We start from the raw sequence: 24,969 nt of genomic DNA, 5'->3' as shown, positions 1-24,969 counted from the left end.
TTTTCTGCGCGCCGGTGCGTAGCCCCGGGGATGTGACCCGCGTTACAACTACGGTCATGAAGATCGCCGCGCGGGCGGCGATGGTCGTGGCCCTCCTCGCGACGCTCATCGCCCACCCCCTGCCCGCCGGGGCGTCCGACGACGCTCCAGGCACCACCGAGCACACGATCGCCATGGGCGACTGGGAGCGCCCCTACCTCCTGCACGTCCCGCCCGGACGCAGGCCCGGGAGGGCGCTGCCGCTCATCGTGGCCATGCACGGCGGCCTGAACGACGCCGAGTACGTCCGCAGGCAGAGCGGCCTGGACGAGGTCGCCGACCGCGAGGGCTACGTCGTGGCCTACCCGAACGGGTTCCTCGGCACCTGGAACGCGGGGGCCTGCTGCTCGTTCGCCCGCTGGGCGGGCATCGACGACATGGGCTTCCTCGACAAGCTGATCGCCACGCTGGTGCGGCAGGGCGTCGCCGACCCGCGCCGGGTGTTCATGACCGGCTTCTCCAACGGCGGCGGCATGGCCTACCGGTACGCGTGCGAGCGGTCCGGGCGGATCGCCGGGATCGCCGTGGTGTCGGGCGCGCTCGCCATCGGGTGCACGCCGGACCATCCGGTGTCGGTGCTGGCCTTCCACGGGACGTGGGATCCGTCCGTCCCTTACTCGGGAGGCGGGAACATGGACGCCGACGTCCACTTCCCCTTCATCGCCGTCCAGGTCGTCATGGAGTTCTGGCGGTGGGTGAACAAGCTGCCCGCGCTGTCATGGCCGCTGCCGGGCGGGCCGGACGACTGCGTCGGGACGGGTCCGGGGCCGGTCGTCGTCGCGCTGTGCACGAAGGACCGCGGCGGGCACGAATGGCCCGACTACGCGAGCGACCTGATGGCCCGGTTCTTCACCGAAAGGCCGTCCCTCCCGAACGCGTGACCGTGCGGGGCGGGCGCGAGGCCCGCCCCGGGGTCAGGCGGACAGGCTCCGCGGGCGGATGTCCTTCCAGTTGGCCGTGACGTAGCCGATGCAGTCGGACCGCGACTCCGGCCCGAAGACGGTCGTCCAGCCGGCGGGCACGTCGGCGAAGGCCGGCCACAGCGAGTGCTGGCCCTCGGCGTTGACGAGGACGCGGAACTCCCCGTCGGGGTCGTCGAACGGGTTGGTCATCGTGCCTCTCTCTTTCCTAGACGACCGGGGTGACGCGGGCGGACCGCCGGGCCATGGACCGGACGATCTCGCCGGTGCGGACGGCGGTCATGGACAGCAGCGACGAGGCGATCCCGTGGCTGTGCTCGGTGGCGCCCTGCAGGTAGACGCCCCATTCGCGGCCGGGCTCGGTGGCGATGCGGTAGTCGCGCTCCACCACCGGGCGGCCGTCCGGGCCGGTGCGGCAGTGCGCGCCCGCCTCGCCGAGCAGGTCGAACGGGTCGCGCTCGCGGTAGCCGGTGGCGTAGATGACGGCGTCGGCGTCCAGGTCGGCGACCTCGCCGGTGGGCAGGAACGCGACCCGCACGCGCGCGCCGTCCGGGCCTTCGTCCCGGACCTCCACGACGCGGGACACGTTGAGGATGCGCAGCCGTTCGGCGCCCGCGACCTTCTCGGCGTAGGCGCGCCGGTACAGCTCGTCGATGAGGTCGAGGTCCACCACGGAGTAGTTGGTGTTGCGCGAGTACTCGAACAGCATCCGCTTCACGTCGTCGGGCGCCGCGAAGTAGTGGTCCACGGCCTCCGGGTCGAAGATGCGGTTGGCGAACGAGCTGTCGTCGGCCGGGGAGTACCCGTACCGGGCGAACACGGCGCACACCTCGGCGCCGGTGAACGTCCGGTGCAGGTACTCGACGGCCTCGGCGGCGCTCTGCCCGGCGCCGACCACGACGAGCCGGCGCGGGTCCCAGTGCCCGCGCTCGTCCAGCCGGGTGAGCAGGTCCTCGGTGTGCCAGATCCGCTCCCCCGGCCGGACGCCCTCGGGCAGGACGGGTTCGAGCCCCGCGCCGATGACGACGTTGCGGGCGAGGTGCTTCTCCAGCTCGTCGTCCCGGCGGACGACGACCTCCAGCGTCTCGTCGTCGTGGGGGCGGAGCGCCACGACCTCCGTCCCGTAGCGGACGCGCCCGGCGAACGCGGCGGCCGCCCATTCGAGGTAGTCGTGGAACTCCAGCCGGGTCGGGAACATCGTCTTGTGGTTGACGAAGTCGACCAGCCGGCCCCGCGCGTGCAGGTAGGCGAGGAAGGAGTAGGGGCTGGCGGGGTTGCGCAGCGACACCAGGTCCTTGAGGAAGTGGACCTGCATGGTCGCGCCGTCGATCAGCATGCCCCGGTGCCAGCCGAACCGCGGCTGCTTCTCGAAGAAGACCGCGTCCACGCCGCCGCCGTGCTCCTCGTCGAGCGCGACGGCGAGCGCGAGGTTGGACGGTCCGAAACCGATGCCGACCACGTCGTGGACGGGTGTCTGCATGCGCTCCTCCGGCATCAGGCGGGCTTGGCCGCGCCGGCGGCCTTGGCGATCTTCGGGACGACCTGGTCAGTGACGTAGGGGACGGCGAGGACGGTGGGGGTGCGCAGCGGCCAGAAGGACTTCAGGTCGAGGGCCACGTAGGAGCCCCGCTTCACGACGCCGAGGCTCGCGAAGAGCTTGTTGCCCTCGACCTTCTTCTGCGTGGCCGGGTCGTCGTTGTAGTGGCTGATCAGGACGTCCACGTCCAGGGCGGAGACCTTCTCCATGCTGAGCTCGGCGGCGAACCCCTCACCGGGCAGCTTCGCGATCGGCTCGGGCAGCTTCATCCCGAACTGCTGGAGCAGCTTCACGCTGGTGTCCTCGGGGGACTTCATCACCCCGATGTTCCCGTTCGGGAAGATGCTGGTGAAGGCGAACTCCTTGCCGCTCAGCTCCGGGTGCCGCGTCTTCACCGCCGCGATCCTGGTGTCGGCGGCGCCGACGAGCCTCCTGCCGTCGGCCTCCCGGCCGACGGCCTTCGCGGCCTGCATCGTGATCGCCTGCCAGGCGTCCTCGGCGGGGCCGGTCTGGTAGGCGACGGTCGGCGCGAGCTCGGAGAGCTTCTCGTACTCCTTGTCGATGTAGAAGTCGCCGCCGGCGAGGATCAGATCGGGCCGCAGCGCGGCGATCTCCTCCAGGTTGAACCCGGCCTCGCCGGCCTTGAGCAGCTTCGGCTTGGCGCCCGTCAGCTTGGGCGCGGTCCACGGGGCGAGCCCGTCGGGCTGGACGCCGGTGAGCTCGGCCATGCCGACGGGCGTGATGCCGAGCGCGAGCAGCGCGTCCTGGTCGACCTCGCCGAGCGCGACGATCCGCTTCGGCGCGGACTCGATCTTCGCGGTGCCGAGCTTGTGGGTGATGGTGACCGGGAACGCCCCGGCGCTCGCGCCGCCGGAACCGCCGGAACCGCCGGCGGGTTCGTCGTCGCCGCACGCGGCGGTCATCCCGAGGCTCAGTGTGAGCGCGGCGGTGACGGCGAGGCGCCGCATCGTTCTGCGCATAGAGGACCGGTGTCCTTCCGGATTCAGGGGCGGGGGGGTTTCCGGGCTGTCGATCAGGGATATTAGGTTAGGCTCACCTAACTACGCAATGGGTGGGCCGGTATGAGCCCCCTCACTCCAGCCGGGCGAGCAGGCCCGCCACGGTCGGCGCCGCCATCAGGGTCGCGATCTTCAGGCCCGCGCAGCCGGGTTCCAGCCGGATGCGCCGGACGAGCCGCATCGCGAGCAGCGAGTGGCCGCCGAGGTCGAAGAAGTCGTCGTCCGGGCCGACCTCGGGGACGCCCAGCTCCTCGGCGAAGATCCGGCACAGCGCCGCCTCCCGGTCCCCGGACGCGGTGCCGGACGCGGTGCCGGACGCGGTGCCGGACGCGGTGCCGGACGCGGTGCCGGACGCGGTGCCGGACGCGGTGCCGGACGCGGTGGCGGCCGGCTGCGCGGTCACGGTTCGCGCGGTGAGCTCGGCGGGCAGCGCGGCGACCTTCGTGCCGGGGTCGTCCGCGACGGCCGCGATCAGCGCGATCACGCCGTCCGCCAGCGCGGCGGCGGTGTCCCGGTCGAACAGGTCGGCGGAGTAGTCGACGATCAGGCGGAGCCCGTCCGGGACCTCGCGGAAGATGAAGTCCAGGTCGAACTTCGCCGCGCCGGGCCCGAAACGCGCCTCCCGCTGCTCCAGGTCGGGGAAGCGCACGTCGCCGACGCCCTGGTTCTCGTACCCGACCATCACCTGGAAAAGCGGGTTGCGGCCCGGCACGCGGCGCGGGCGAAGCGCCTCGACGACGGCCTCGAACGGCAGGTCCTGGTTGGCGAGGCCGGCGAGGTCGGCCTCGCGGACGCGGGCGAGCAGCTCCGCGAACGTGGGGTCGCCGGACACGTCGGCGCGCAGGACGAGCGTGTTCACGAAGAAGCCGACGAGGTCGCGCGCGGCGTCCTCGGTGCGTCCCGCGACGGGGCTGCCGAGGGGGATGTCGTCGCCCGCGCCCGTCCGGTGCAGCAGCGCGGCGACCGCCGCCTGGCACACCATGAACATGCTGGCGTTCGCGTCGCGGGCGAGCCGGCCGAGGCCGCGGGCCAGGCTCGGCGGCAGGTCGGCGGTCAAGGTGCCGCCGCGCTGCCCGACGGTGCCGGGGCGCGGCCGGTCCACCGGCAGCGGGATCTCCTCGGGCAGGCCGGCGAGGGCCTTGGCCCAGTGGTCGAGCTGCCGGGCGTGGACGCTCCCGGGGTCGAGCGGGTCGCCGAGCAGCTCCCGCTGCCACAGCGCGTGGTCGGCGTACTGGACGGGCGGCGGCTCCCAGCCGGGGGACTCCCCGTCCAGCCGGGCCGCGTACGCCTCGGCGACGTCGCGGGCGAACGGCCCGAACGACCATTCGTCGAACGCGATGTGGTGGAAGACGGCGAGCAGCAGGTGCTCGTCCTCCCCTTCGGGGAACACCGCGACCCGCAGCGGGATGTCCTTGGCGAGGTCGAAGGGCCTGGCGATGACCTCCTCCGGCGGGCAGGTCGCCACCTCCAGCACCGGACGCGCGTCCTCGGGGTCGAGGATCCGCTGGTAGGGGGCGCCGTCGTGCTCGGCGAACACCGTCCGGAGGCTCTCGTGCCGGGCGGTGACGTCCCCGACGGCCGCTTCGAGCGCGGCGAGGTCGAGGGGCCCGCGGAGCCGGACGGCGAGCGGCAGGTGGTAGGCGTCGCGGGGGCCGTCGTCCTCGCGCAGCAGCTGGTCGAGCATCCACAGCCGCCGCTGCGCGGACGACAGCGGGATCCGCTCCGGCCGCTCCCTGGGCTCCAGGACCGGCCGGGGATCCGCTCCGGCGCGGCCGTGCAGGCGCCCGGCCAGCTCGGCGACGGTCGGCGCCTCGAACAGGTCGCGGATCGCCAGCTCGGCGCCCAGCACCGCGCGGGCCCGGCCCACGAGCCGCGTCGCGAGCAGCGAGTGCCCGCCGAGGTCGAAGAAGTCGTCGTCGATGCCGGCGCCGGGCGCGTCCAGGACCTCGGCGAACAGCGTGCAGAGCAGGCGTTCGACGGGCGTCCGGGGCGGCCGTCCGGCGCGCCGCCGCCCCTCCTGGCCGGGGGCGGGCAGCGCGCGCCGGTCGAGCTTGCCGTTGACGGTGAGCGGCAGCGCGTCCAGCGTCATGATCGCGCTCGGCACCATGTAGCCGGGCAGCCGCCCCTTCAGGCTCTCCCGGACCCGCGCGGCCAGCACGCCGTGGTCGCGCGCGGCGACCGGGTTGTTGGCATAGGAGGCGGGCGGGCGCCCGGCTTCCGCCGGAAGGCACGCCGCTCCCCCGCCGAACACGGCGTCGTAGCATCCCGCCCGGTCGGACGGCGTGAGGACCACGTCCGGGAAGAGCGCGTGCAGCGTCTCCGGCTCGACCCCGGCGGGGGCCGCGGCGAGCACCTCCCGCGCCTCGTCGGGCGAACCGCCGTCGCGGAGCACCCGCAGGGCGGCCGCCTCGCCCGACAGCCGGGGGTCGGGGATCCGCCGGACCCGCAGCGACCCGGCCGGCCGGTCCGCGAGCGCGTCCAGGGTGGTCCAGTCGCGGACCGGGGTGTCCGGGGCGGGCGCCGCCTCCTTGCGGAGGACGACGTCGTAGCGGTGCCGGGTCAGCTCGTTGTGGTGCGTGCCGCGCTTGATGAGGACGTCCACCCGCGCCGGGACGTCCCCGCCGGGCTGGAGCGCGGAGAAGAAGGCCGGGTCGAGGAGGAGTTCCTTCTCCATCCGGACGGCGCGGTCGATCGCCTCCAGGTCGCCGCCGCCGCGGCCGAGCTGGACGGCGGCGTGCAGGCAGCGGACCGTGCGCAGGTCGCGGACGTCGCCGATGAACAGGGCCCCGCCCGGCGCGAGCAGCCGCATCGCCTTGCCGATGACGTCCTGAAGGTAGGCGGCGCCGGGGAAGTACTGCACCACCGAGTTGATCACGATGGTGTCGAAGTGGTTCTCGGGCAGGCCGCCGGTGTCGTGCGCCGGCCGGCAGGCGAGCCGCACGGGCGAATCCGGCCCGATGTCGTGCCACCCCTGGGGGGACGGCGCCCCGGACGCCCCGCCGGCGGCACCGAGATCCTGCCACCCCTGGGGGGGCGACCCCCCAGACCCCCCGGCGGCTTCGCCGAGATCATGGACCAGCTTGGCGATGACGGGCTCGGAGAAGTCGGTCCCCCAGTACTCCTCCGTGCCGGGCGCGAGGCGGGTGAGCAGGAGGCCCGCGCCGACGCCGATCTCCAGGACGCGGCGGGGGCGGAGCGAGCGGATCCGCTCCACGGTCGTCTCGCGCCATTCGCGCATGTCGTCCAGCGGGATGGGGGCGCCGTCGTAGCTGCTGTCCCAGCCGGCGAACTCCTCGGTGTGGACGACGGTGCCGACCTCGGTGTACTCGGCGTCGTAGATCTGCCGCCACTCGGCGAGCTGCTCCTCGGCGGCGCCCTCGCGCGAGCCGTCCGGGACGATGTAGCCCACGAGGCGCTTCACCCCGGGGACGTCGGTCTCTGCGGCCACCACCGCGGCCTGCCCGACGCCGGGCTCGGCGGCGAGCGCGGTCTCGATCTCCTCCAGCTCCACCCGGTAGCCGCGGATCTTGACCTGGTCGTCGGTGCGGCCGAGGAAGTCGATGTTGCCGTCGGCGCGGACGCGCACCAGGTCGCCCGTCCGGTACATGCGGCCGCCCGCGAACGGGTCGGCGACGAAGCGCTCGGCGGTCAGGTCGGCGCGGCCGAGGTAGCCGCGCGCCAGCCCGGCGCCCGCGATGTACAGCTCGCCCGGCGCGCCGGGCGGGACGGGACGCAGCCACCCGTCGAGGACGTAGCCGCGCGTGTTCCAGATCGGCCTTCCGACGGTCGGGGTGGGGCTGTCCTCGGTGCCGCCGCCGAGCGTGTTGATCGTGTACTCGGTCGGGCCGTAGAGGTTGTAGCCGAGGACGCCCTCGGCCTGCGCGAGCCGGTCCCACACCGACGCCGGGACGGCCTCGCCGCCGAGGAGGACGAGCGGCGGCCGGTGCCCGCCGTCCAGCAGCCCCTCGTCCAGGAGCTGCTGGGCGTAAGTCGGGGTCACGTTGATGACGTCGATGCGGTGCTGCCGCAGGTAGGCGGTGAGGGCTTCGGCGTCGCGGCGCAGGTCCTCGTCGCAGACGTGCACCTCGTGGCCTTCGATGAGCCAGAGCAGCTCCTCCCACGACATGTCGAAGGAGAACGAGACCGTGTGCGCGATGCGCAGGCGGCGGCCCGCCGAGGCGACCACCGGGTCGAAGATGTTCGCGCGGTGGTTGTACTGCATGTTGGTGAGGCCGCGGTACGGCGTCACGACGCCCTTCGGGCGGCCCGTCGACCCGGACGTGTAGATGACGTAGGCGGGGTGGTCGAGCCGGCCGGGGGTGCCCGGGGCGAAACCGGGCGGCTCGTCCGGTGCGAGGTCGGCGCCGGGCTGCGCGGCGAGGGACGCGGCGATCTCCGGGTCGTCCAGCGCGAGGGTCGGGCCGGAGTAGGTGAGACCGGCGGCGATGCCGCGGTGCGAGACCAGGCAGGCCGGGGCCGCGTCCTGGAGCATGTAGTCGAGGCGGTCGGCGGGGTAGTCGAGCTCCAGCGGCAGGTAGGCCGCGCCGGTGCGCAGGACGGCGAACAGCGCGACGACCATCTGGGCCGAGCGCGGCAACGCCAGGGCGACGACCTTCTCCGGCCCCGCGCCGTTCGCGAGCAGCAGCCGGGCGAGCCGGTTGACCTCGGCGTTCAGCTCCCCGTAGGTGAGCCGGACGCCGGGCAGCGACACGAGCGCCGGATCGTCCGGCCGCTCCGCGGCCCGCTCGGCGAGCAGCTCGGCGACCGTCAGCTCGGGGACGGGGTGCCAGGCGTCCTCCCAGTCCCGCCGGAGCCGCTCGTGCTCCTCGGGGACGAGCAGGTCGAGGCGGTGGCACGGTTCCCCGGGCGCCTCGGCGAGCCGCCGGAGGACCTGGACGTACCGGTCGGTGATCCGCTCGGCCTCGGCCCCGGTGAACGCGTCGCCCCGGTACATGACGCGCAGGGCGGCGCCCGGCTCGACGACCACGGTGATCGGGTAGTGGGTCGCGTCGCGGACCTCCCGGCCGGTGACGCGCAGGGCTCCGCCGGGGCCGAAGCCGCGGTCGGTGGGCATGCCGGGGAAGTTCTGGAAGACGAACAGCGTGTCGAAGAGCGTGCCGAGCCCGGTGGCGCGCTGGACGTCGGCGAGGGCGACGAAGGAGTGGTCGAACAGCTCCGACTGGGCGGCCTGGACGCGGTCGAGCATGGTGGCGAGCGCGTCCGCCGCCCCCGCCTGGACCCTGACCGGGATGGTGTTGAACAGCAGGCCGACCATGGACTCGACGCCGTCGACGTCGGGGTGGCGGCCGGAGACCGAGGCGCCGAACACGACGTCGTCGCGCCCGGTCAGGCCCATCAGGACGAGGCCCCACGCGGTCTCGAAGAGCGTGCCGGGAGTGACGCCCTGCTCCCGGGCGACGCCGTCGAGGCGCGCGGCGAGGCCGTCCGGCAGCGCCCGGTGCACCTCCCCGGCGTTGGCGAGGTCGGCCGGGGCGTCGACCAGGCCGGGCCGGACGAGGGCGGGCTCGTCGAAGCCGTCGAGCGCGCGGCGCCAGGCGTCCACGGCCTCGTCCTTGTCGCGGCCGTTCACCCAGTCCAGGAAGGCGCGGAAGGACGGGACGGGACGTGCGGCCTCGGCCTCGGCGTCGGTGTAGGAGTCGAGCAGCGAGGTGACGAGGAGCCCGCCCGACCAGCCGTCCAGCAGGATCAGCTCGGAGGTGAGGATCAGGCGGTGGTCGTCCTCGGCCAGGCTGGCGAGGGCGAACCGGATGAGCGGCGGCTCGGCCGGGTCGAACGGCTCGGCGCGCTGGGCGTCGACGAACGCGCCGAGGCCGTCCGGGGTGACGTCGGCGTGCGTCCAGGGGACGTCGAAGTCGTCCGGGACGAACTGGACGGCGCGGTCGCCGTCCGTCCGGAACCCGGCGCGCAGGTTGGGGAACTTCTCCAGCACGGCCCGCGCCGCGAGCGCCATCCGCTCCGGGTGGACCGGGCCGGACAGCGTCACCACGGCCTGCTGCACGTAGATGTCGCGGCCTTCCCCGGCCATCATCAGGTGGAAGAGCAGGCCCTCCTGGAGCGGCGACAGCGGAAGCTCGCTCGCGGGTTCCGCGGCCTGCGCGCCCGCGACGCCGGCGGGCGTTCCGGCGGTTCGCGCCAGGGCCTCGACCGTCCGCAGCCGGAACACGTCCCGGACGGTGAACGACAGCCCGGCGCGGCGGGCGCGGGCGACGAGGAGCGCCGCGCTGATGCTGTCCCCGCCGGTCCGGAAGAAGTCGTCGTCCGCTCCCACCGCGTCGCGGCCGAGGACGGTGGCGGCCAGCGCGGCGAGGACGCGCTCCGCCTCCGTGGCCGGGGCCCGCCCGCCGGACGGGCGTCCCGGCTCGGGCAGGGCGCGCCGGTCGACCTTGCCGTTGGGGTTGAGCGGCAGCTCGTCCAGGACGACCAGCTCGGCCGGGACCAGGTAGTCGGGCAGCAGCGTGCCCAGCGCGTCGTGCAGCGCGCCGGGGTCGGCGTCGCCGGCCACGTAGCCGACGAGCCGTGACCGGTGCGCGGTGACGGCCGCCCGCCGGACGCCCGGCTGGGCGGCGAGCACCGCCTCGACCTCCCCCGGCTCGATCCGGAAGCCGCGGATCTTGATCTGCTCGTCGGCGCGGCCGAGGAAGTCGAGCCCGCCGCCGGCGCGGCGCCGGACGCGGTCGCCGGTCCGGTAGAGGCGGGAGCCGGGCGGGCCGAACGGGTTCGCGACGAACCGCTCCGCCGTGCGGGCGGGGTCGCCGAGGTAGCCGCGCGCCAGGCCGTCGCCGGCGAGGTACAGCTCCCCGACCGGGACCTCGCGGAGCGCGCCGTCCAGGACGTATGCGCGGGTGTTGGCGATGGGGCGCAGGCCGCCGTCCCCGTCGCCCGGCAGGGCGATCAGGCTGTCGCCCGCCGCCTCCGAGCAGCCGTACAGGTTGACCAGCCGTCCCGGGACCCGGTCGGCGAGCGCGGCGGGCAGCGCCTCGCCGCTGCTGATCCAGGTGGTGACCGAGGAGGGCGGGCCGTTCTCCACCAGGGCGGCGAGCAGGCTCGGGACGAGCGTGACCAGCCCGGCCCGGTGCCGTTCGATGAAGTCGGCCAGCGCGACGGCGTCGGTGGCGGTCGCGTCGTCGGCGATGACGACCGCGTCCCCGGCGGCGAGGCCGCCGAGCAGCTCGGTCGTCCCGTCGATGAACGCGGGCGAGCTCTTGGCCACGCGGACCCCGGGGGCGGCGAGGCCCGTCCCCCAGGCGAGCCGGTTGGCGAGGGCGCCCTGCGTGCCGACGACCGCCTTCGGCGTGCCGGTCGATCCGGAGGTGAAGATGACGTAGGACGGGTGGTCCGGGTGGATGTCCGGCCGTGCGCGGCGAGGCGCGTCCAGCGGCGGCTCGTCCTGTCCGAGGACCAGCAGCGGGCGGACGGTGTCCAGCATCATCCGCACGCGGGCGGGCGGATACGCCAGGTCGACCGGCAGGTACGCCGCGCCCGTCTTGAGGACGGCCAGCAGCGCCACGGCGAACTCCTCCGAGCGCGGCAGGGCGAGCGCGACGACCCGCTCGGGCCCCGCGCCGGCCGCGGCGAGCCGGTCCGCGAGGGCCTCGGCGCGGCGGTCCAGGTCGGCGTAGGTGAGGACGGCGTCGCCGAACACCACCGCGGTCGCGTCCGGTGTCCTTGCGACCTGCTCCTCGATGAGGGCGGCGACCGTCCGGGCGGGGAGCTCGCGGGCGGTGTCGGGGTGCTCGACGGGCGCCCCGAGGGACGACAGGCGCCGGTCCGGCACCTCGGTGACCTGGGTGAGCAGCGCGTGCAGGTCGTCCAGCAGCCGCTCGACGGTCGCGGCGTCGAAGAGGTCGGCGGCGAACGCGGCGAACCCCTCGACGTCGTCGTCGCCCTCGGCGAAGTACAGGTCGAGGTCGAACTTCACGCCGCCGGTCTCGGGCAGGAACGGCTCGGCGCGCACGCCCGGCAGGGCGAGGCGCACGTCGTCCAGCCGCTGGTGGACGATCATCACCTGGAACAGCGGGCTGCGGGCGAGCGACCGCTCGGGCGCGAGCCGGTCCACCACCCGCTCGAACGGGACGCCGGCGTGCGAGAACGCCGCGAGGTCGGCGGTCCGCACCCGGTCGAGCAGCTCGGCGAACGTGGGGTCGCCGGACAGGTCGGTGCGCAGGACGAGCGGGTTGACGAAGACGCCGACCAGGCCGGCGAGGTCCTCGTCGGCGCGTCCCGCGATGGGCGAGCCGAGCGCGATGTCGTCGCCCGCCCCGGACCGCTGCAGCAGCGCCGCGACGGCGGCGTGCAGCACCATGAACACGCTGGTGCCGGTCTCGCGGGCCAGGCGCCGCGCCCCGGCGGCCGGCAGCCGGAACGGGACGAGCCCGCCCCGGTGGCTCGCCTCCGCCGGACGCGGCCGGTCGAACGGGAGGAGCGTCTCCTCCGGCGCCCCGGAGAGGGTCTCCTCCCAGAAGTCGAGCTGCGGCGCCGGGTCGGGCGCGGCCTCGCGCTCCCAGGCCGCGTAGTCGGCGTACTGGACGGGCAGCGGCTCCCAGCCCGGGTCGCCTCCGTCCCGGCGGGCCTCGTAGGCGTGCGCGAGGTCGGCGAGCAGGGGCGTGAAGGACCACTCGTCGGCGGCGGCGTGGTGGAGAAGGAGGACGAGCGACCAGTCGTCGTCTCCCGTCCGGACGAGGGTGCCGCGGACGGGCAGGTCGGTGCCGATGTCGAAGATGTGGGAGGCGGCGTCCTTCTCGATGGCCGCGCGCCGCTCGGGGGTCTCGGCGCGCGCGTCGACGACGGCGAGGCGGGCGAGGACGTCCGGGCCCTGGACGCTCTGGACCGGCAGCCCGTCCGGCCCCTCGACGAGCAGGGTCCGCAGCGCTTCGTGGCGCGCGACGACGTCGCCGAAGGCCCGGTCGAGCGCGTCCGCGTCCACGGGGCCGTGCAGGCGGAGCCCGAGCGGCAGCGCGTAGGAGGCCGACGGGCCGCGGAGGCGTTCCTCCAGCCAGAGGCCTCGCTGCGCGGCCGACGCCGGGACGACCTCCGGCCTCTCCACGTCGCGGACGCGGACGGTGTCGGCCGCGACCAGCCGGGGCGCCAGCGCCGCGACGGTCGGCGCCTCGAAGACGTCCGCGATGGACAGCGACCCGCCGAGGACGGCACGGGCCTTGGCGGCGACGCGCGTCGCCAGGAGCGAGTGCCCGCCGAGCGCGAAGAAGTCGTCGTCGATGCCGACGCCCTCCACCCCGAGCAGCTCGGCGAAGATCGCGCAGAGGGCGGCCTCGCGGGCGTCGCGGGGCGCCCGCCCGGAGACCTCCGCCTCCGGCGCGGGCAGCGCCGCGCGGTCGAGCTTCCCGTTGACCGTCCGGGGCAGCGCGTCGAGCGCGACGAGCGCGGACGGGACCATGTACTCGGGCAGCGCCTTCGCCAGCGCGTCCCGCAGGGCCGGCTCGTCCACCTCTTCGGACGGGACGTAGTAGCCGACCAGCCTCGCGTCCCCCGGGCGGTCCTCCCGGACGACGACCGCGGCCTGCGCGACGCCCGGCTGCGCGGCGAGCACGGCCTGCACCTCGGCGGGCTCGATCCGGAAACCGCGGATCTTGACCTGGTCGTCGGTGCGGCCTAGGTACTCGATCGACCCGTCGCGGGCGCGCCGCGCGAGGTCGCCCGTCCGGTACATGCGCGACCCGGGCTCGCCGAACGGGTCGGCGACGAACCGCTCGGCGGTCAGGTCGGGGCGGCCGACGTACCCGCGGGCGAGCTGCTCCCCCGCCAGGTACAGCTCGCCCGGCACGCCCGGCGGGACGGGGCGCAGCCTCGCGTCGAGGACGTGCGCCCGGGTGTTCCAGAAGGGGCGGCCGATGCCGGACGCGGGCAGGTCCGCCGAGGTCGCCCAGATCGTCGCCTCGGTCGGCCCGTACATGTCGGTCGCGAGGGAGGCCGCGTCCGCCAGGGACTCGGCGAGGGCGGGGGGCAGCGCCTCACCGCCGACCAGGACGCGCAGGCCCTTGAGGGCGGCCGGGTCGAGCGTGCCCAGCAGCGACGGGGTGCCCTGGACGATGGTCGCGTCCTCCAGCAGCGCGGCGAGGGCCGCGGGGTCCCGGACGTCCGCGCGGTCGGCGAGGACGATCGTCGCGCCGCTGATCAGCGGGGCGAACAGCTCCAGCGCGGCGATGTCGAACGCGATCGTCGTGACCGCGACGAGCCGGTCGCCGGGGGTGAGCCTGAGCTGGGCCTTCGTCGCGATCAGGAAGTTCGTCAGCGCCCGGTGCGGGATCGCGACGCCCTTGGGGCGGCCGGTCGAGCCCGAGGTGTAGATGACGTACGCCAGCTCGTCCGGCTGCGGGGCGGCCCCGGCGTCATGGCGTGCGTCCCCGGGACCTTCGAGGACGAGGAGGTCCGTCCCGTCCGGCAGCAGGCCCGCGGTCTCGCCGGTGACGATCGCGCAGAGCGGGCCCGCGTCGTCCAGCATGTAGGCGAGCCGGTCGGCGGGGTGGCCGAGGTCGAGCGGCAGGTACGCGGCGCCCGATTTCAGGACGCCGAGCAGGGCGACGACGAGGTCGGCCGTCCGCGGCAGCGCGAGCGCGACCACGCTCCCGGCCCCGGCGCCCCGCCCGCGCAGCTCCGCCGCGAGCGCGGAGGAGCGCGCGTCCAGCTCCGCGTAGGTGAGGGCGCGGGCACCGGCCTCGACCGCCGTCACGTCCGGGGTGCGGGCCGCCTGCTCCTCGAACAGCGCGACGACGTTCGTCTCCGGGAGGGTGCGGTCTGTGGCGTTGGCCCGCTCCACCAGGGCGCGTTCCCGTGCGTCCATGATCTCGAGCGCGCCGATGGAGCGGTCGGGGTCGGCGAGCGCGCCGGCCAGGAGCGTCTCCAGGTGGGCGAGCAGCGCGTCGATGCGCGCGTCGTCGAACAGCTCGCGGCGGAACGTCGCCTCGACCGTCATGCCCTGCGCCCGGACGAAGGCCTCCAGCGACAGGTCGAAGTGCGTCGTCCCGTTGTGGATGTGCGTCCAGCTGGACGTGACCCCCGGGAGGTCCAGCTCGCCGATCTCCTGGGCGAGGAACAGCAGCATCGTGTCGAAGAACGCCGACCGTCCCCGCCCTCTCGCCGGGCGGAGCTCCTGCACGATCCGGTCGTACGGCAGCGCCTGGTGCGCGAAGCCCTCGGTGACCGTCCGGCCGACCCGGCGCAGCACCTCGCGGAACGTCGGCGCGCCGGACAGGTCGGTGCGCAGCACGAGCGTGTTGCCGAAGTTCCCGACGAGCCGCTCGACCTCGGCGTGCTCGCGGTTCATCACCGACGACCCGATCGCCACGTCCTCGGCACCGGTGTAGCGGTGCAGCAGCACGGCGTACCCGGCCATCATCACCATGTACGGGGTGAGGTTCTCGCTGGCGGCGAGCCTCCGCATCCCCTCGGTCACCGCGTCGTCGAACAGCCGCGCGCGGCGGCCGCCGCGCTCGGACACGACGGCGCCGCGCGGATGGTCGGCGGGCAGGTCGAGCGGCGCGGGCGGCGGGTCGAGCCGTGCCCGCCAGTACGCGAGGTCGTCCTCGGAAAGGGGCCGGCGCTGCTCCCACCCGGCGTAGTCGGCGTACTGGACGTCCAGCGGCGGCAGCCCGTCCGGCTCGCCGGTCACGGCCGCGCGGTAGAGGGCGGACAGGTCCCGCGACAGCGAGCCCCAGGTCATGCCGTCCCAGGCGATGTGGTGCACGACGAGGACCAGCGCGTGCTCCTCGTCGTCGAGCCGGAGCAGCTCCAGCCGGATCGGCCGCTCGTCGCGCAGCGCGAACGGCGTCGCCGCGAGTTCCGCCGCCCGCGCCTCGGCGTCGTCGCACGGGACCGGCGCGAGGCCCAGGGAGTCGTCATCGGTGACGATCTGGACGGTGCCGTCCTCTCGCTCGGCATAGACCGTCCGGAGCACGGCGTGCCGGCGGATCAATCCACGCAGCGCCTCCCGCAGCGCATCGGTGTCGAGCGGCCCCGACATGCGCACGAGCAGGCAGACGTTGTAGGCCGGGCTGTCCGGAAACGTACGGTGGTGCAGCCACATGCTCTGCTGCGCGTAGGAGAGGGGCGCCGGCCCGTCCGAGCCTCGGGGGGTGAGCCGCGCGATGTCCGAGCCGAGCCCGGCCTCCGCCATCATCCGCCGCATCAGTTCGCGTCGCCGTGCCGTCGTCTTCTGCTCCTGCACGCTCAACTCTTTCGTTGTCGGCTTCGCCACCGCTGGTTAGGTTAGCCTTGCCTGAGAAAATCGTGCAAGGTTAGCCTTACCTAAGTTTGACCTTCCGGTCGCGAAAGGGAGTTGGCTGCCTTGTCCTCTGGTCTCCGCACCGATGCGAAACCCACCGAGCTGGTCGTCGAGCACACCTCGGACCCGCTCGCGCTCGTGGCCCGCCTGGCCGGATCGGGCCTGTTCGACGACCACGTGGTCTACGAACGTCCCGGATCATGGACGTTCGCGGGCGGTGTGCTCGGCGAGGTGGTGCTGGACGCGGACACCGTCGGCACCCGGTGGCCGGGAAGGCCCGCGACCGCCCGCCCGTGGACGGGCTCCCCCGCGGAGGCATTGCGCGACGCGTTCGCCGAGGCCCCGCTCCCCACCTGGAGCGCCTACGGCTGGATCGCCTTCGAGTTCACCGCGTCCCGCCCCACCGGGAGGATCGCGCACCTGATCGTCCCGCGCACCGAGGTCCGGATCGAGCAGGGCCGCGCCACCATCACCGGCACCGACGCCCCCGACCGGATCGCAGCGCTCCTGACCGACACGAACAACCATCCCCTCGGAACACCCTCCCCGGTCGACGTCCGCGTGGACGGCGACCGCTACCGCACGCGCGTCGCCGCCGCGGTCTCCGAGATCAACGCGGGCCTTTACCAGAAGGTCATCGTGTCCCGCCGCCTGGACATCCCGTACCCGGTCGACCTCGCCTCCACCTACGTCCGCGGCCGCAGGGCCAACACCCCGGCGCGCTCGTTCCTGCTCTCCCTGAGCGGCTTCCAGGCCACCGGCTTCAGCCCCGAGGTCCTCGCGAGCGTCGACGGCGGCGGCCGCGTCATGACCCAGCCCCTGGCCGGCACCCGCGCCTTCGGCTTCGGCGCGGACGCCGACGCCCGCACCCGCCACGACCTGGAGACCGACCCCAAGGAGATCTACGAGCACGCGGTCTCCGTCCGCACCTCGCAGGACGAGCTGTACCGCGTCTGCGAGCCGGGAACCGTCCAGGTCACCGGTTTCATGACGGTCAAGGAGCGCGGTAGCGTCCAGCACCTCGGCTCCAGCGTCAGCGGGATCCTCGCCCCCGGCCGCACCTCCTGGGACGCCCTCGACGCCCTCTTCCCCGGCGTGACCGCCTCCGGCATCCCGAAGCCCGAGGCGATCGACGCCATCACCCGCTTGGAAGAACACCGCGGCCTCTACTCCGGCGCGGTCGTGACCGTCTCCCACGACGGCTCCCTGGACGCGGCCCTAGTCCTGCGAGCCCTCTACGCCGAGAACGGCCAAGCCTGGCTCCGCGCCGGCGCCGGCATAGTGAGCGCCTCGACCCCCGACCGCGAATACGAAGAAACCTGCGAAAAGCTCTCCAGCATCGCCCCCTACGTAGTCCCCCGCCCCTGAACCGCCCGTCAGCCGGTCCGGGTCGTAAAACGGTGCGGTTCGGTGAGGGCACGCGCAGCGTTGTCGAGGTCGGCGAGGCGGGCGGCGAGGGTCGCTTCGGCCAGGTGGCGGGGCAGGTCGGCGGAGAACTTGAGCCCGTGCACGGCGCGGTCGTCCACGTCGGGCATGACGAGGTGGTCCGCCAGTTCCCGGACGGCGGAGCGCCAGCCATCAGGGCGCAGGTCTCCGCGGAGCCGGAGCGTCGCCTTGAGGGTGGCGTTGGCGCGGTCGCCCGCCCATGTCCACCAGTGCAGGTCGCCTGACGGGCTGCGGCTGATCACCGTTCCGCCGGGGTGGACGGAGAAGTCCAGGTCGTCGCGGACGGCGGCCGCACGGCGGGTCAGTGCGACGGGCGGGCCGTCGCCGAGCAGGACGTCGCGGGCGGCGCGGGCCAGCTCGAAGGAGACCAGGCCGGTGCCCGTGCCGATCCAGCCGGCCTTGCCTCCGCCGTCGGCCGGCTCGACATGGCAACGGCGACGCTTCCAGTCGATCCGGGTGACGCGCCAGCTGTACCCGCCAAGGAGAAGCAGACTGGGCCCGATGACGCGTTCGGTGAGGAGCATGGGGTCGGCGCGGCCGACCTCGGTGCGCCCGCTGAGGACGGTGAACTCGGGCGCGGCGGTGAAGACGGCGGTCAGGTCGCGGAAGTGGATGCGGCCGAAGCGTCTCTCGGCCTCTGGGCCGATGAAGAGCATGCCGCCGTCGGAGTCGAGGTAGCCCTGTTCGACCAGATGGCGGGCCTGGGGGGCCGCGGCGGCGCCGAACGGGGCGAGCCCGCCCCACTATTCGGGCCACAGCTTCTCCCCCACCTGGTTCTCCTGGAGGCAGAGGGCGAGGAGTTGCTGAGCCGCGATGTGGCGGGGGTCGGGGGGGCGGCGCGATCGGCTCGACGAATCCGCGGCTCCACTGCAGGAGCAGCGCGGCGGCTCGCAGGACGTCCTCACGGTCGAGGCCGAGGAACAGGCAGTTGCGGCGGGTGCCTGGGGCGGCGGCCCCCGCGGCCGAGGCGCTGCAGGAACGCCGCCACGGTGGGCGGTGAGTTGATCTGGATGACGCGGTCGAGGTCGCCGACATCGATGCCGAGTTCGAGGGTGGACGTGGCGACGATGACGCAGTCGCGCGCCTCCGCGAACGCCTCTTCCGCGCGGCGGCGTTCGTCCAGCGAGAGGGAGGCGTGGGAGAGGAACGTCGTGACGCCGAGGGCTCGCAGCGCTGCACCGAGCTGCTCGACGATCCGCCTGGAGTCGCAGAAGACGAGGCGCTTCTCGCCCCGGTGCAGGGCCGAGATCACCTTGGCGACGTTCTCCACCGAGCCGACGTGGTCGAGCTCGACGTGGGGTTCGGCGGTCGGTCCGGCTTCGGGCGCGACGATCCGGCACGGACGGTCCGTCCCCGATCCTTGGAGCCAGGTGAGCAGTTCCTCGGGGTTGCCCGATGGTGGCCGACAGGCCGATGCGCTGGAGAGATCGTCCCGCGATGCGCGTGAGCCGTTCCAGGACGGCGATCAGGTGCCAGCCGCGGTCGTCGCCAGCGAACGCGTGCACCTCGTCCACGACGACGGCGTCCAGCCCCTCGAACAGGTGGTCATGGTCTACCTTCGCGCTGACCAGCATCGATTCGAGGGATTCGGGGGTGGTCAGCAGGATGTCGGGCGGGTCGGCGAGGATGCGCTGGCGGCGCGACTGGGAAACGTCGCCGTGCCACAGGGCGACGCGCCGGCCCAGCCAGGCGGCGTAGATCTCGAGCCGCGGCAGCAGGTTGTTGGGCAGCGCCTTCAGCGGACACACGTAAAGGACCGACAGGCCGGTCCAGTTCTGCGCGGCCATGGCCGAAAGGATCGGGAACACCGCGGCTTCGGTCTTGCCTCCGGCGGTGGGCGCGAGCAGCAGCACGTCCGCGCCGTCCGCAACAGGTTCGACCGCCGCCTCTTGGAGAGGACGGAGTGACGGCCAGCCCAGCACGTTCACGATGTGGTGACGCAGTGACGGGTGCAGGCGGTCGATCACAGGTCGAGCTCCACCTCGTCCGCGCTTCCTGCGCGCAGGGTCGAGGCCGCGGCATTGCGTTCGACCTCGCTCAGCTCCGACGAGGACAGCGTGAGCCGATAGTCGCGGCGCGGGTCGAAGCCGTCCAGGTAGTCGACGCGGTCGAGGACATCGGCGACGAGTTTGCGCAGGAAGACACGGGGTGCGACGCCGACCTGCCCGCCGAGCCCACCGGTGACGGCCTTGGCGAGTTCGGACAGGTAGGCGTCGTCGACGAGGGAGGCGACGCGTTCGGGATGGCGGGCGCCCATGGCGAACAGATCGCGGACGGTGGCCCCCAGTTCCACCAGTTTCGGCAGGTCGAAACCGGTGAGGCGGAGTTGGACGGCGCGAGGCGAGTCGAAGCGCGGGTCGGTGGAGAAGTCGGTGGCGAGTCGCTGCGCGAGCGGCGGCAGCCGCCGGGCGCCCTGCTGCCCGTCGAAGAACGCGGGCGTGCCGGTGATGACGAGGAACAGCCCGGGGAACCGTCCGCCGTCCACCTCGTCGATGAGTTCCTCGCGAAGCTGGACGACGTCCGGAAGATCCGGAACGAGGTCGCGCATTTCCGTCCCGGCCCGCTCACCCCGGAACAGCGGCAGCAAATGGACATCTTCGCCGGCCTGTTGAAGAGCCTCGTCCCGTGACAACGACGGGTCCCCGACCAGCCGGGCGTCCTCGCCCGCTGTATCCGGGACACCCGGCGTTCATCGGGGCAGGTGGGGCGGTAGTCGAGGGCGGGGACGTTCTGCTTCCATTCCTTCTTGGTGAGGCCGCCGCTGGTGTTCTGGCAGAGGCCCGCCTTGGTGAGCGCCGGGCCGAGGTCGTGGGTGAGGACGGTGCCGCCCTCGGCGACGCTGGTGAGGTGGTGCCGTCCCGGGAGAAGACGAGTGCCATGATCTCGGTCTGGTGGCCGGTCAAGGGCAGGGCGTAAGGGCGGTTGGATCCTGGGTCCCAGAGGCGGATCTGGCCCAGAGCGCCGGTGGCATCGATGGTGTTCTTGCTCCCCGGCGTCGGGGAGACCTTCCGATAGAGCGGCACCGCCGTCGGCGTCGGTGATGGGCGCGTCGCCATCGACATGACCGCACTGCGCGGGGTGCATGCTGCGCTCCAAGCTGTGGACCGCCGTCCCGGACGCCCCTCCGGCCGCCCCGGGCGTCGCGGCGTTCCTCGCGACCGCACCGTTCGCCGTCATCTCCTCGCGCGACGGCGACGAGCGGGCCGACACCCCGCGCAACCTCATGACCTGCCCGGACGTTTCGCTGGCCGCTCTGCTCCCCGGCAGCGGCGAGGTCCTGCACCTCAGCGGCACCGCGGGTCGGCACTGCTCGCGACGATGGCGCTGCGCGACAAGCCGCCGCACGCGGCGATCGTCGAGCACGCCGACCTGACGCGCACCATCACCGTGGACGTCCTGTGGAGCGGCCCGCGCGCCCCCGAGCGCCTGCCGGACCTGACCGGGATCGCGGCCGCCCACGTGGCGGCCAACGCCGAAGGCGGCCGCGCCCAACGAGGGGTACTGATCGGCCGGTACAGCCGGGCAGACCTGATCGAGACCGCGGTTTGAGGATGTGTCGATGTAAATGGCCGCGCATAGGAGCGGCGGACGTCGGGGCTGACTAAAAGCGCGTGGGAGGGGTTTGACACAGAATTGTCACCTTGTTTGGGCTGACCAGCCGTTGTCCGGGCTCTGTCCGGGCACTGGCTCAGCCGATGCGCGTTTCCGGCCCCTTCGCTTTACGGGGGACTACTGCGGATTCTCGCTACCGGAGGGGCGGCTGGTTGTGCTTGTATGTGCGCTTGTGACGGCTCCCCGGTATGTCCCTGTTGGAACTTCTGCAGAGCGAATGCATGACGACGGTGGCGTGGTGCGTGTTCTGGCGAGTACCAGACAGCGTCTTGCGGCTCGCGCCTTCGACTTCCTCGCGGCCTTCCTGGTGGTCATGGTGGCCGTGTCGCCGATCTACGTCTTCCTTCATGTGGCCGACAGTTCCACTTCCACTTCGGCGATTCTCGGGTTGGTGGTCCCGGTCCTGATCTTCGGCATGGCCGGTCCGGTGCTGCTGCGCATCGGGACGATCGCGCAGTGGGGGTGCACCGTCGGCCAGCGGGTCGCCGGGATCCGGGTGGTGCGCGAGGAGGACGGGTTCCGGCCGCCGGGCTGGCGCCGGTCCGGTCGGCGGTACGCGCTGCCCAGGTCCGCCCAGACGTTCGGGTTGATCAGCGACTCCTGGGAGCAGCGGAACGACACGCGGCTGGGGCAGTGCATGCACGACCGCCGCGCGAAGACGGTGGTCGTCCAGGCTCAGGCGCCACCGGCGGCCGCGGAGACCGGTGGCCTTGCGGCGCTGGCGTCACCCGATTCCGGCTCACCCGCCGCTCACGACCACGTGCGGCGGTGGGAGAAGCGGGAACGCGCGCGGCGCATCGCGCTCGGCTCCGCCATCGGGCTTCTCGGTGCGGTCGTCCTGCCCACGCCGTTCGCCGCGGGACGGCTCGCGGCCGCCGAGCCGTCCCGCGGCGAACCCGCTTTCGAGGTCAGCACCTTCTACGAGGACGCCGCCCGGTTCGAGGTCCGGTCCGGGACGCGTTCGGCGACGTTCGAACGCACGGCGTTCAAGGTCTTGGACGACGAGAAGGGCTGCCTCGCCGGCGCGACCAGCGAGCAGGCCCGCAAGGTCCTGCGGGAGAACAGGTGTACCGGCCGGATCGAGGTCGCGTTCAAGACCACGGACGGCGTGCTGGTCAGCAGCCACATCCTGCGCTTCCCCGAACTGGGCTACGCCAACGAGGCCGAGCGGAGCCTGCGGCACACCGACCTGCGCTTCGTTCCGGGCGGCCGGATCGACCCTCCGGGAGGCGCCCGTTCCGGCCAGACGGGCAGCCCGGACCGCTACGTCGTCTCCACGACCGCCGTGTCTCCGCGGCAGCCGGACGCGGCGTCCAAGGCGAGGAACGCCTTCGTTCTGATGCACGCCCCCACCGTCAGCACCATCCTCTGGCTCTGACTCAGACGCGCCCGAAACGGGTGCGGTAGGCGGCCGGGCTGAAGGCGAAGAAGTGCCGGAAGCGGCGACTGGCGTAGTTGGGGTCGTTCCAGCCCACCAGCCTTCCGACCGCCGCGACGGGCAGATCGGTCTCGATGAGGAGGGCCGCGGCGCGCTCGGCGCGCAGCCTGCCCAGATGGGTCATGGGCGGGACGCCCAACTGCGCGGTGAACAGGCGGGCCAGGTAGGCCGGCGACGTGGTCACCGCCGCGGCGAGTTCACTCAGGGTCCAGGCGCGCTGGATGTCGTTCTCCAGCAGTTGCTCCGCGGCCGTCACCGCGGGGTGGGTCCGTCCGGCCGGATCGGCGGGAAGCGATGCGGCCGTGCCTCCCAGCAGGCAGAGCAGCATGCCCACCAGTACGGCATGCGGGGGTTCGGGGCGGGGCCGGTCGGTGATCGCGGTGAGGCCGGTCTCGACGATGCGCAGCGTGGTGGGGTCCAGCCGTAGCGGGTGGCCGGAGCGGCCGGCATCGTGCAGGATCCGTCCGAGCTGCGGGTCGGCTCGCAGCCAGGCCAGTTCGCGCTGGAACACCTCCGGACCGACATAGAGGTTGTGGACCACCAGCCGGCGGCAGTCCCGGTAGCCGTGCCAGTCTCCCGGCCGCAGCATCGTCACCGAGCCGCGATCCAGTTCCCGCTCGCCCGCGGCCGAGACGTGCGTCGCGGTGCCGCCGGTGACCACGGCCAGCTCGATGAAGTCGTGGCTGTGGAGGGCGGCGCCGTTCCGCAGCTCGTACCGTTCGGCGACGGCCGGCGGCCCGCCGGGCGGGAAGACCTCCGCTCGCCGCACGCGATGCACCGGGTCCTCCCTCCGCGGGTGATCGTCAAGATTGTGCTACATCTGCCGGGTTCCCGTGCTAGCCGCGCACCCCTCGTGATGGCGACCGTTGTCGAGACCGACTCCCGGGACACGAGGAAGATGAGCATGGACGCCGTCGCCGCACACCCCCGCACCACCCCGGAGAACCTCTCCGAGGACATCGTCTCCGCCTACCGCCGTGACGGTTTCGTCCATGTCCCGGGAGTCATCTCCCGGACGGACGTCGCCAGGTACGCCGAAGCCGCGCTGGCGGTACGGAACACCGTCCGCGACAACCACGACGGGATGATCTTCACTCAGCTGCTCCAGCTGTGGCGCCAGGACGAGACGCTGCGCGAGCTCACCCTGCACCCCGGCCTGGCGGCCATCGCGTCCCGGCTGGCGGGGATCCCGCTGCGGCTGTGGCACGACCAGCTCCTCATCAAGGATCCGCACAACGGAGCCGCCACCGAGTTCCACCAGGACCAGCCGTACTGGCCCCACGCCGGCTCCCGGCACGCGTTGTCGGCCTGGGTGGCGCTGGTGGACGTCCCGGTGGACCGCGGCTGCATGACGTTCATCCCGGGCTCTCAGCACCTGGACGGGCTGCGCCCGCAGGATCTTTCCGACCATGCGGACATGTTCGCCGTGGCACCCGAGCTGGAGTGGGAGCACCGCGTCACCATTCCCCTGCGGGCAGGCGACTGCACTTTTCACCACTCCCGTCTCGCGCACAGCGCCACACCCAACTTCACCGACGATCCCCGCATCGCCCACGTCATCATCTACGTGGACGCCGACCTGACCCTCGCATCCGGGCCCTCCCACCCCGTCACCGACCCGCTCGGCCTGGACGCGGGCGAGCCGCTGCCCGACGAGCACTTCCCCTGCTTCCCCGGCGCCCGCGGATGACCGCCTGGCACATCGGGTCGGCCGCTGAACGTGCACGCCGCCACGGCCGAGGTCCGTGCACGACGATGCCGGGTCGGCGCCGCAGGTGGCGGTGGCCCGGCCTGCCACGCGGCTGAGCGTGGACCCGGATGCGCCGGCTTCCCATGGACGATGTCCGGTTCGGTGCTCAGCACCGTGTCTCAGCGGGCCTGCTGGATACGGATCAGGTTGCCGGCCGGGTCGCGGAAGGCGCAGTCGCGGACGCCGTAGGGCTGGTCGACCGGCTCCTGGACGACCTCGGCCCCGCCGGCCTCGACCTTCTCGAAGGTGTCGTCGAGGTCGGTGGTGGCCAGGACGATCCAGCCGTAGGTGCCCTTGGCCATCATCTCGGCGATGACGCGGCGCTCGTCGTCGGTGATGCCGGGGTCGGCGGCCGGCGGCGCCAGGAGGATGGACGTGCCGGGCTGGCCGGCGGGGCCGACCACGATCCAGCGCATCTTGCCCTGGCCCACGTCGCTGCGCACCTCGAAGCCGAGGACGTCGCGGTAGAAGGCGAGGGACTCCTCCGGGTCGTCGTGCGGGAGGAAGGTCGTGTGGATGGTGATGTCCATGCAGGTCAGGCTAGTTGGGGTGCCGTGGCCCGCGCTTCTCGATTCCTGATCGGCATCTGGCGCAGGTAGGTGCCGGGCGGCATGCCGGCCAGGTCGGTGAAGCGGGTGCTGAAGGTGGCGAGGGACGAGCAGCCGACGGTGAAGCAGACCTCGGTGACGCTGAGGTCGCCTCGGAGCAGGAGTGCCATCGCGCGCTCGATGCGGCGGGTCATCAGGTACGAGTAGGGCGATTCGCCGTAGGCGAGGCGGAACCGGCGGCTGAGGTGGCCGGCCGACATGTGGACACCGCGGGCCAGGGCCTCGACGTCCAGGGGCTGGGCGTACTCGCGGTCGATCCGGTCCCGGACGCGGCGCAGGATCGCGAGGTCGCGCAGGTGCTGCGCGTGGGCGCGTGCGCGGCTCCATGAGGGGTGGCACAT

General features: G+C 73.3%; 16 protein-coding genes and 1 pseudogene. 6 read left to right on the top strand and 11 right to left on the bottom strand.

Features of this window, described 5'->3' with window-relative positions; genetic code table 11:
• Positions 1 to 56: 56 nt before the first annotated feature.
• Positions 57 to 920: a CE1 family esterase gene (locus tag BM339_RS18855; RefSeq protein ID WP_021593677.1), complete on the top strand. Its 864-nt coding sequence runs from the start codon at positions 57 to 59 to the stop codon at positions 918 to 920.
• 33 nt (positions 921 to 953) lie between these two features.
• On the opposite strand, the gene BM339_RS18850 is transcribed toward BM339_RS18855, so the two are convergent.
• The 4 genes from BM339_RS18850 to BM339_RS18835 form a co-directional block, all read right to left on the bottom strand.
• On the bottom strand, positions 954 to 1,151 hold the full coding sequence (locus BM339_RS18850; protein ID WP_021593678.1) for an MbtH family protein: 198 nt from the start codon (positions 1,149 to 1,151) through the stop codon (positions 954 to 956).
• Between the two features lie 16 nt (positions 1,152 to 1,167).
• A complete protein-coding gene (locus BM339_RS18845; RefSeq protein WP_244938628.1) occupies positions 1,168 to 2,439 on the bottom strand; it encodes a lysine N(6)-hydroxylase/L-ornithine N(5)-oxygenase family protein in 1,272 nt (423 codons plus the stop codon).
• 14 nt (positions 2,440 to 2,453) lie between these two features.
• Positions 2,454 to 3,476: an iron-siderophore ABC transporter substrate-binding protein gene (locus BM339_RS18840; protein ID WP_075021702.1), complete on the bottom strand. Its 1,023-nt coding sequence runs from the start codon at positions 3,474 to 3,476 to the stop codon at positions 2,454 to 2,456.
• A gap of 112 nt (positions 3,477 to 3,588) precedes the next feature.
• Positions 3,589 to 15,717, bottom strand: a complete 12,129-nt coding sequence (locus BM339_RS18835; RefSeq protein ID WP_143118500.1) for a non-ribosomal peptide synthetase — start codon at positions 15,715 to 15,717, stop codon at positions 3,589 to 3,591.
• 120 nt (positions 15,718 to 15,837) lie between these two features.
• On the opposite strand from BM339_RS18835, the gene BM339_RS18830 reads away from it, so the two are divergent.
• Positions 15,838 to 17,142, top strand: a complete 1,305-nt coding sequence (locus BM339_RS18830; protein WP_075021700.1) for a salicylate synthase — start codon at positions 15,838 to 15,840, stop codon at positions 17,140 to 17,142.
• Positions 17,143 to 17,150: 8 nt separating this feature from the next.
• Here the strand turns inward: BM339_RS18830 and BM339_RS52485 are convergent, their stop codons facing one another.
• The 4 genes and pseudogenes from BM339_RS52485 to BM339_RS18820 all read right to left on the bottom strand — a co-directional run bounded on the left by BM339_RS52485 (position 17,151) and on the right by BM339_RS18820 (position 19,807).
• Positions 17,151 to 17,876, bottom strand: a complete 726-nt coding sequence (locus BM339_RS52485; protein WP_337959922.1) for a hypothetical protein — start codon at positions 17,874 to 17,876, stop codon at positions 17,151 to 17,153.
• Positions 17,877 to 18,121: 245 nt separating this feature from the next.
• Positions 18,122 to 18,490, bottom strand: coding sequence for a helicase-related protein (locus BM339_RS52480; protein WP_337959921.1), 369 nt, complete (start codon positions 18,488 to 18,490; stop codon positions 18,122 to 18,124).
• Between the two features lie 181 nt (positions 18,491 to 18,671).
• Positions 18,672 to 19,073: pseudogene (locus tag BM339_RS52475) on the bottom strand (DEAD/DEAH box helicase); the annotation flags it as partial.
• Positions 19,074 to 19,183: 110 nt separating this feature from the next.
• On the bottom strand, positions 19,184 to 19,807 hold the full coding sequence (locus BM339_RS18820) for a BREX system ATP-binding domain-containing protein (RefSeq protein ID WP_256255395.1): 624 nt from the start codon (positions 19,805 to 19,807) through the stop codon (positions 19,184 to 19,186).
• Positions 19,808 to 20,302: 495 nt separating this feature from the next.
• Between BM339_RS18820 and BM339_RS18815 the strand changes: the two genes are divergently transcribed.
• The 3 genes from BM339_RS18815 (at position 20,303) to BM339_RS18805 (ending at position 22,210) form a co-directional block, all read left to right on the top strand.
• Complete coding sequence (locus BM339_RS18815) at positions 20,303 to 20,593, top strand: hypothetical protein (protein ID WP_075021699.1); 291 nt, start codon at positions 20,303 to 20,305, stop codon at positions 20,591 to 20,593.
• Positions 20,539 to 20,769 carry a hypothetical protein gene (locus tag BM339_RS18810; protein WP_075021698.1) on the top strand — a complete coding sequence of 77 codons (231 nt, stop codon included), beginning with the start codon at positions 20,539 to 20,541 and terminating at the stop codon, positions 20,767 to 20,769. The genes BM339_RS18815 and BM339_RS18810 overlap by 55 nt, the downstream gene beginning before the upstream one ends.
• A gap of 280 nt (positions 20,770 to 21,049) precedes the next feature.
• Complete coding sequence (locus BM339_RS18805) at positions 21,050 to 22,210, top strand: RDD family protein (RefSeq protein WP_075021697.1); 1,161 nt, start codon at positions 21,050 to 21,052, stop codon at positions 22,208 to 22,210.
• 1 nt (position 22,211) lies between these two features.
• On the opposite strand, the gene BM339_RS18800 is transcribed toward BM339_RS18805, so the two are convergent.
• On the bottom strand, positions 22,212 to 23,048 hold the full coding sequence (locus BM339_RS18800; protein WP_024934913.1) for a helix-turn-helix transcriptional regulator: 837 nt from the start codon (positions 23,046 to 23,048) through the stop codon (positions 22,212 to 22,214).
• A gap of 126 nt (positions 23,049 to 23,174) precedes the next feature.
• Here BM339_RS18800 and BM339_RS18795 point away from each other — a divergent pair, with 126 nt between their 5' ends.
• A complete protein-coding gene (locus tag BM339_RS18795; RefSeq protein ID WP_075021696.1) occupies positions 23,175 to 23,960 on the top strand; it encodes a phytanoyl-CoA dioxygenase family protein in 786 nt (261 codons plus the stop codon).
• A 179-nt stretch (positions 23,961 to 24,139) separates the two neighbouring features.
• On the opposite strand, the gene BM339_RS18790 is transcribed toward BM339_RS18795, so the two are convergent.
• Positions 24,140 to 24,550, bottom strand: a complete 411-nt coding sequence (locus tag BM339_RS18790; RefSeq protein WP_021593695.1) for a VOC family protein — start codon at positions 24,548 to 24,550, stop codon at positions 24,140 to 24,142.
• A 5-nt stretch (positions 24,551 to 24,555) separates the two neighbouring features.
• The gene (locus tag BM339_RS18785) at positions 24,556 to 24,969 is read right to left on the bottom strand and encodes a helix-turn-helix transcriptional regulator (RefSeq protein ID WP_075021695.1); all 414 of its coding nucleotides are present in this window, start codon (positions 24,967 to 24,969) and stop codon (positions 24,556 to 24,558) included.

It is taken from the genome of Actinomadura madurae (assembly GCF_900115095.1).
GTDB lineage: Bacteria > Actinomycetota > Actinomycetes > Streptosporangiales > Streptosporangiaceae > Spirillospora > Spirillospora madurae.
The sequence above is the reverse complement of the archived record's forward strand: the minus strand, read 5'-3'. Positions and strand labels throughout refer to the sequence as shown.